The following is a 7,441-nucleotide window of genomic DNA, read 5'->3' as shown; positions in this document are numbered from 1 at the left end:
AGAACACCTATCGGGAGGCGGCTGATATTTTAAAAGAGTGGACGGCAGTGAGTCTCAGTCACACAACTGTAGGGGAAATGGTGAAACGCGTAGGGAAAACCCAAGTGGAATCTGACCAGGCCCTTGTAGAAGAGCTTGAATTGGCTACCTCACTGCCTAATGGGAAGAAGGTAGACTACCTGTTTGCCGAAGCTGACGGCGTATTCGTCCGGGGGTTAAAAAAGAAACAGAATATGGAAGTCCACCATGCCATTCTTTATGAGGGGTGGGGAACCAATGGAAAAAGGGTTTTTCTACGCCAGCCAAAAGTTATCATGACAACCGAACCCACCCAGACATTCTGGGATGAAGTCCAAGCTGTCGCCGCCAGCACCTATTCACTTGAAAAAGCCCGTATCATTACTAACAGTGACGGAGGGCCGGGATACACATCTGAACGGTTTCAAACGGCGTTCTCACAATCGGAATTTCCGGTGCTCAATCAACTGGATGCATACCACGTTGCACAGGCCATCGTCAGAACATTTGGGGGCGGAAAGAGTGAAATAAAGGAGCAGATTAGAAAGGCGATAAAAACGCACGATTTAGATCAATTCACACTGTATTTGGACACGTACGAAAGCACATTAACGGACAAAAAGAACCTCAAGAAAATCAAAGACTTCCGCTCGTATATCTTAAAAAACTGGGAACGCATTTTTGATTGGAGAGACAAGCTTGAAAATGTGCCAGAAGGTGCAAGAGGCCTGGGAGCAATGGAATCCAACCAAAGACATGTTTCATTCCGGATGAAGAAACGTGGCATGCATTGGAGCAAAGAAGGTGCAGAAGCCATGGTTAAGATCAAACAAGGGATTCTTAACCGAACATTGAAAGAAGCCTATCTGAAACGCCGTACAAGAAGCGCGAGGAAACATCGGGAATTGAAGCAAGCGATCAGGATGTCCCAGTTGCTTAAACAGTCCGTGCGCCCGTCAATTGGGGTAAAACGGGGGTCGGTCAGCTTGTTTACAAGCACATCATCGGCAGTTGGAAATTTAAGCAAAATCTTGAGAATTTAATTTCAACCTGGATAAATGACATTGATTTGAAAATTAATGTCATTTATCCAGGAGAGCAAGCGAAGCGCGGTAGTCGAAAGTGTACAAAAAGAGTGTCTTGAAATACCCGATATTTAAACACTATCGAGAAAAACTTGACACATACCATTTGTTGTCATGATTTGATCAAAACGAGCAAAGGAACGGTAGCTCGGAATTTTCTCCGTAAATCCACACATGGTGGCAAATAGCGGGTTTGATTTCACTTGCAAATAGACACTCTCCACCATCACTTCAATATACTGTAAAGAGGCCAGTTCAAAAGCACGAAAAAAGGGCATGAAAGGATGCGGTTTTCTCCCAGTGGAAGGGAGATGAAATAATGAAGACGCAGACTTGTCTTCTTCCTCCGTTATTGAAAATAGTGCCGGTTGTATTTCATTAGAATGATCATGTGCTCTTTCATTTTTTAGGTGCAAATATAAAAGGGTGTAGTATTCTCGTTCAATCGGCTTAAAAATCTCCCATGGGAAACACATGGCTGGAATGACAAATGGTATATCGGCATAGTCTTGCCAATTGTGGGGAATCAAATTTTGTTGTATTGAAAAGTCTCTGGTTTGTGTTAGAATAGAAATAGTCATGAAATCACTCCCTGGATATTTGGTCGTACTTATATCTTAGCAAAGGAGTGGCTTTCATGGCTCTTTTTTTTCAAAAATAATCACTCTTTTCCGTTTTACAATATTTACCACTGAGATGGGTAGCCTAATCTATTGAAACTCACCCAAAACCGACTGAAGTGGAAAAATTTAGACATTTATAATAAATAAATTTACCCCATTAAAATCAAAAACCCACAATTTCTTTTTACATTTGTCATAATGTTCCTACAAATTTCTTTTTTCTTTAGTGGAATAAATCAACGATCTTTAATTGTCTGACTGCTTACAGCTTCAGGGGATATAGCATTTTGGCAAAGGCTCTTAATAAAAATGTTGAAATAGAAACAGTTGAGCATTTAGTAGGCGGAGTATAATGAAGATACCTACTTGTGCATATCTGGATCGTAAAATGGCATATCGCGTAATAAATGAGTTTATCACAACTAAATCAATACCAAGATTTAAAGAATGGGTTGATTTATATGATATAGATTTTAAATATGGCTTTTAATTTGTAAAGGCACTTTATTGTCAATTAGGCAATTAGTGCAATAAGTGATTTTTTGTTAGAATGGAGAACATAAAATGATTGACTGGAATTCATAGCTCATGAAGGTAGTACCGTCATGGAGTATCGATATTATTAGACCATATCAACGGCTTGATAGCGCTGAAGCTAGCAAAAGGAAAAAAGCGATGGAAGGTGGGTATGCTGTTGGAAGGGTAACATTTGGTTAAACGAAACAAGAAGATGAAAAGGAACTAAAAATACATAACGGTCATGCATGCAGAAGTAGAAAAACGGTTGTTTGAGCTTAAACAGCTACATAGGAAATGGTCACTCTTTAGGTTGGCAGAAGCATTAAAATAATGAAGGTTAACAAACAACACAAGGTAAAGCATCTACGAAAGTACAAGTGAAACGTAAGCCCGTACTCAAACAACGCATATAAAATGAAAGCATCTCCTGGTACGATGGACGTATCAATTAAAGGAGGTGCTTTTTTATGCCGAATCAAAAGTTAACCATTGTCCCCGTAACACTCCAACCTGAAAATGAAAATTCTTCTTTAATAACCTCGCAGAGGCTTGCCTCAGATCCTGCTTGCACGATTAAAACGGCAACCGCAGAGATTTCCTTCTTCAACGGTGTAGATGAGCACATCATCCAAACGGTCATAAGGGAGTTGAAAAATCTATGAGACAGGATTATACCAGTGTGAAAAACATTTACATTATTTGCGGGAAAACCGACATGAGAAAAGGCATTGATGGTCTGGCAACACTGATTCAGGATTCTTTCGAGTTGGATCCATACGGTGACTCCATTTTCTTATTTGCCGGATGGAAAAAAGACCGTTATAAATGTTTGTATTTCGACGGCGATGGTTTCGCCATGCTTTATAAACGTCTCGACAACGGTAAACTCCAATGGCCTCGTGACGAAAAGGAAGTACGCAATCTCACGCAACAAGAGCTTCGGTGGCTGCTTGAAGGCTTATCAATCCAGCAACCAAGAGCGATTCAGCCGTCAACAAAAGGTGTGTTCTAAATTCATAAATTTTCAACCCACTTCCTCGTTCGACATGGTATACTAACGTTAATTCATATATGAACGAAAAGTGGTGAATTGTGATGGTTGATGCTTCTTCCAATAATGAAAAATTGATTCGATTTCTTGAGGAACAACTGGCTTATTCAAATCAGCAAAATAGAGATTTGTCGAAAAAACTGGATCAATCGAATAAACAGATTAAAGCATTAACCGAACAAGTTCGCCAGTTAAATAAGCTTCTGTTTGGACCTAAAACAGAGAAGTCAAAATACAATGCGCCCGATGGGCAGGCTTCATTATTTGAAGAAGACCCTGAAGATGACCTGTCTTTTACTGATCCTGAGCACACAGAAGAACAAAGCCAACAGACAATCTCTTATACTGTTGTACGGAAAGCCCAGAATAAAAAAAGAAACGACTCTTTGCGTGATGATATAGAAGTAGAGGTCGTTCATCATCATCCGGAAAATACAACTTGTAACTGTTGCCAGGGAAAAATGACCGAAATTGGCAGCACCATCGTGCGTGAAGAAGCAGAATATGTACCTGCAAAAATGAAGAAAATCCAACACATTGAACATGCGTATGAATGCCAAGAATGTAAGGGCCATTTAACCCAGAAGGCGCAAATCAAACGTGGAAAAGCACCACAGCCGGCTATTCAGCACAGCATTGCAGGACCCAGCGTGATTGCCAAAGTAATATACGATAAATTTACGCAATACTTGCCCCTTTACCGTCAGGTAAAGGAATGGGAACGCCACGGCCTGAATACGAATGATAAGAACCTTTCCAATTGGGTCATCCGTGCATCGCATGACTGGCTCCTGCCTCTTTACGAGCAGATGAAGACTGTGATGATGGCGAAATCAGTTTTACATGTCGATGAGACATACGGAAAAATTATTAACCGATCTGATGGAAAGTCCGGCCAGTCCAATGCCTACAATTGGGTCTTTCGAAGTGTGCCCAGCCAGGGCCCAATCATTGTCCTCTTTCAAAGTGCATTGACACGTGCCCGCTCTGTTCTTGAAAGCTTCCTTAAAGGTTATTCTGGAACAGTAGTCTGTGATGGATATTCGGCATACGACAAAATAGAAGGCGTCAGCTTCGCAAACTGCTGGGCGCACGTCCGCCGATATTGGTTAAAAGCAGACAGCAAAAATGGACACATTGGTGTTAAATACTGCGATGACTTATTTCGGCTCGAAAGGCAATTCAAGCATTTGTCTCCAAGCAAACGAAGAAAAAATCGTCAAAAATATTCAAGACCGATTGTCGAAAAATTTCTGGAGTGGGTGGAAAAATCACCATTTTACGGAAAAAACGCACTCGCAAAGGCAGCAGAATACACGCTGAACAGAGTAAATGGGCTAAAAGCTTTTTTGAATGATGGACGGATTGAAATAGATAATAACCCAGCTGAAAACGCCATCCGCCCGAATGTCATCGGCCGAAAAAATTGGCTTTTTTCAGTAAGCGAAGCCGGTGCGAAAGCTAACGCCGTCTGTTTAAGTATTGCAGAAACGGCGAAAGCAAATGGAATAGATTTCTATCGATATCTTAAAAAGCTCCTATTTGATCTGCCAAATTTAGAGATACATAGAAATCCGGAAATTTTAAACCAATATATGCCTTGGTCAAAACTGATCCAGGCAACATGTGGAAAATAGCCGTTTATCTGCGAAAAAAATCAATGATAAGCGGCTATTCGTGATGCGTACCGAAAAGGTGCGCTTATTTTTTATATTTCGGGCTTACAGTGAAACGCATTTTAGACTGAGAAAGCTTTTATCAAGGCATTTATACATAGGAAAATACAAGCAAATTGAAAACATCAAGCAATAATTTAACAAAGCAATTAAAGAAAATGTTTACTTTATTATCAAATAAAAAAAGATAAAAAGCTATTTGTTGTTAAAAAAGATAACCAATCCATAAAAGAAATGACAATATATCGTGTAAATCTTGATATGTCCATCAGGTGTAAGCTCAACCAAAGCGGCAAAACCATAAGCATCTATCAAGTCCAAAGAGATAAAGAATTTTTGATCGGGCAATATACAGATTTTGAATTTGACCAATTGCATTGCATGTTGTGGTTAGCAGCTATTTTTACCAAGTGAAACCGAGGATTGATTCTGTTAGAAAACAGCTACGGAATGCCGGTGAGTCACAGAGGTTCGTGAAATTCTAAAAGAACAAATAGGAAAACCATATTTCTTTATTCAAAGAAGAGGCAGGAAAAATCAATCTGATTAAAATAAGTGATGATTGTTTTGAAATCTATTATTTATCTTATGAAAATAACAGGATTCCCATTACAAAAAAAAGCCTTTAATGCGTTCGCGGTTGTTTATAATTACGGACTTTTCCTGAAAGCGTTTGATGAGCTTCTTATTAATGAAATAGCAGATGTATGCGGTCTTTTCCAAATTGACTCAATTAATATGAATGATTTGAGTATGGCTTTAGATGAAAATGGAGGAAATTTATCTGGTGGACAAAGACAAAAAATAGGGGTGGCTAGAGCACTTATAAAAAAGCCAAGATTGTTACTTTTAGATGAAGCGACAAGCAATATAGATGAAGAAAGTAAACAGAGAATACTTTCTTATATATATATTCTTTAGAAGGATTGACAATTATATCAATCTCTCATGATAAGAATTCCTTAAAAGATTCTAATCAATAATTATTGGTGGAGAATGGTCAAGTAAAAATGCTTCCTCGCTAAAAGTTATTTGTTTAAAGTTTCCTAGTCCTGTCCATACTGGATGATAGTTTCATTAAAATCGATCCGAGGTGGATAACATGCAGGACTTTGAACATAAATATGATGTTTTTCAAAAAGCTTTAAATATTGATGATCCTTGGTACGTTATAGATTATGAACTGCTTCAAAAAGAACAAATCTTAAATATTTACTTGGACTTTAAACGTGGCGCTAAATTTGTCTGCCCACATTGCGGCCAACCCAATGCAAGTGTCCATGATATTGTAAACGACGACCGTTCATGGAGACATTTGGACTTCTGGCAGTTTAAGACCTATCTTCATGCGAGAATGCCCCGGGTTCATTGTGATATATGCGATAAAATTCGTACTGTTCATGTGGATTGGTCACGCCCAAAGGCTGGATTCACTTGGATGTTTGAAGCTGAAGTGATGCAGCTTATGAAAGAAATGCCGGTTGCCGCCGTGGCCCGTAAAGTTGGTGAACACGACACGAGACTGTGGCGTATTTTTCACTATTACGTAGACAAAGCGATGAAACAGTTGGACATGACCCATGTCAAACGCATTGCCATTGATGAAACCTCCAGCCGCCGTGGCCACGAATATGTGACAACGTTTGTAGACACTGACTCAAAGCGTGTTTTGTTTACCACAGAAGGAAAAGATGCCAGTGTCGTCAAAGAATTCAAGAGCTTTCTTGAAGACAGAGGGATCAATCCTGAAAACATTGAAGAAGTCTGCAGCGATATGTCTCCCGCCTTTAAAAAAGGCGTGGAAAGGGAGTTTCCTAAAGCTCATATTACATTTGACAAATTTCATGTGATGAAACTTGTCAATGAAGCACTCGATCAGGTCCGCCGTTCGGAACAGCGAGATGAGCCAACTTTAAAGAGAACACGTTATTTATGGCTGAAGAACCAGGAAAATCTAAAAAAAGACCAGCAAGAACACATCCTAAAGCTGAAAGATACCCATTTAAAGACAGCCAGGGCTTACCGGCTGAAGCTTTCTATTCAAGACTTATGGAAAAAATCAAGAAGCCTTGCCCCAATCTATTTTCAGGAATGGTATCATTGGGCAGTTCGCTCACAATTAGAGCCAATGAAAAAGGCAGCCCAAACACTTAAGAAACATGAAAAAGGCATTTTAAGATGGTTCGTTTCAAAGATGACAAATGGGCTTCTTGAAGGGATCAACAGTTTAGTTCAAGCAGCAAAACGCAAGGCCAGAGGTTACAGGACAACCAAAAACTTTATCTCCATGATCTATGCCACGGTGAACAAGCTCATTATTCAGGTGGGACCGTAAGCAAGGGTAGCTCCTTCTCAACTTAACTGACAGCTCTTCATTCTGTAGGCAGTCTGTCAAGTGCTCTCCTTGACAGACTGCCTACAGAATGGAACTCTATCCAAAGTTGAGAAGGGGCTTACCCTATCATTCTG

The 7,441-nt window shown here is 39.7% G+C and carries 7 protein-coding genes; 6 read left to right on the top strand and 1 reads right to left on the bottom strand.

What is annotated here, in order from left to right; genetic code table 11:
* Window positions 1-1,061 (top strand): ISLre2 family transposase (locus C232_RS18975; protein ID WP_040400024.1); only part of this gene is annotated, 1,061 nt, incomplete at its 5' end.
* 113 nt (window positions 1,062-1,174) lie between these two features.
* Here C232_RS18975 and C232_RS0117670 read toward each other — a convergent pair.
* Window positions 1,175-1,684 (bottom strand): hypothetical protein, encoded by a 510-nt coding sequence (locus C232_RS0117670; protein ID WP_018665438.1) that lies wholly within the window; start codon window positions 1,682-1,684, stop codon window positions 1,175-1,177.
* Between the two features lie 1,028 nt (window positions 1,685-2,712).
* Between C232_RS0117670 and C232_RS0117665 the strand changes: the two genes are divergently transcribed.
* From C232_RS0117665 to C232_RS0117645, 5 genes are all read left to right on the top strand, one after another.
* Window positions 2,713-2,907 carry a hypothetical protein gene (locus C232_RS0117665; protein WP_018665437.1) on the top strand — a complete coding sequence of 65 codons (195 nt, stop codon included), beginning with the start codon at window positions 2,713-2,715 and terminating at the stop codon, window positions 2,905-2,907.
* Entirely contained in the window at window positions 2,904-3,257 is a 354-nt protein-coding gene (gene tnpB, locus C232_RS0117660) for an IS66 family insertion sequence element accessory protein TnpB (RefSeq protein WP_018665436.1), read from the top strand. Before C232_RS0117665 ends, tnpB begins: the two co-directional genes overlap by 4 nt.
* Before the next feature lie 83 nt (window positions 3,258-3,340).
* Window positions 3,341-4,933 carry an IS66 family transposase gene (gene tnpC / locus C232_RS0117655; RefSeq protein ID WP_018665435.1) on the top strand — a complete coding sequence of 531 codons (1,593 nt, stop codon included), beginning with the start codon at window positions 3,341-3,343 and terminating at the stop codon, window positions 4,931-4,933.
* 606 nt (window positions 4,934-5,539) lie between these two features.
* A complete protein-coding gene (locus C232_RS0117650) occupies window positions 5,540-5,893 on the top strand; it encodes an ATP-binding cassette domain-containing protein (RefSeq protein ID WP_211211510.1) in 354 nt (117 codons plus the stop codon).
* A gap of 181 nt (window positions 5,894-6,074) precedes the next feature.
* Entirely contained in the window at window positions 6,075-7,307 is a 1,233-nt protein-coding gene (locus tag C232_RS0117645) for an ISL3 family transposase (protein WP_018665433.1), read from the top strand.
* Window positions 7,308-7,441 lie beyond the last annotated feature (134 nt).

Source organism: Heyndrickxia acidiproducens DSM 23148, assembly GCF_000374345.1.
In the GTDB taxonomy this organism is placed as follows: domain Bacteria; phylum Bacillota; class Bacilli; order Bacillales; family Bacillaceae_C; genus Weizmannia; species Weizmannia acidiproducens.
This window is presented reverse-complemented; position numbering and strand designations above follow the sequence as displayed.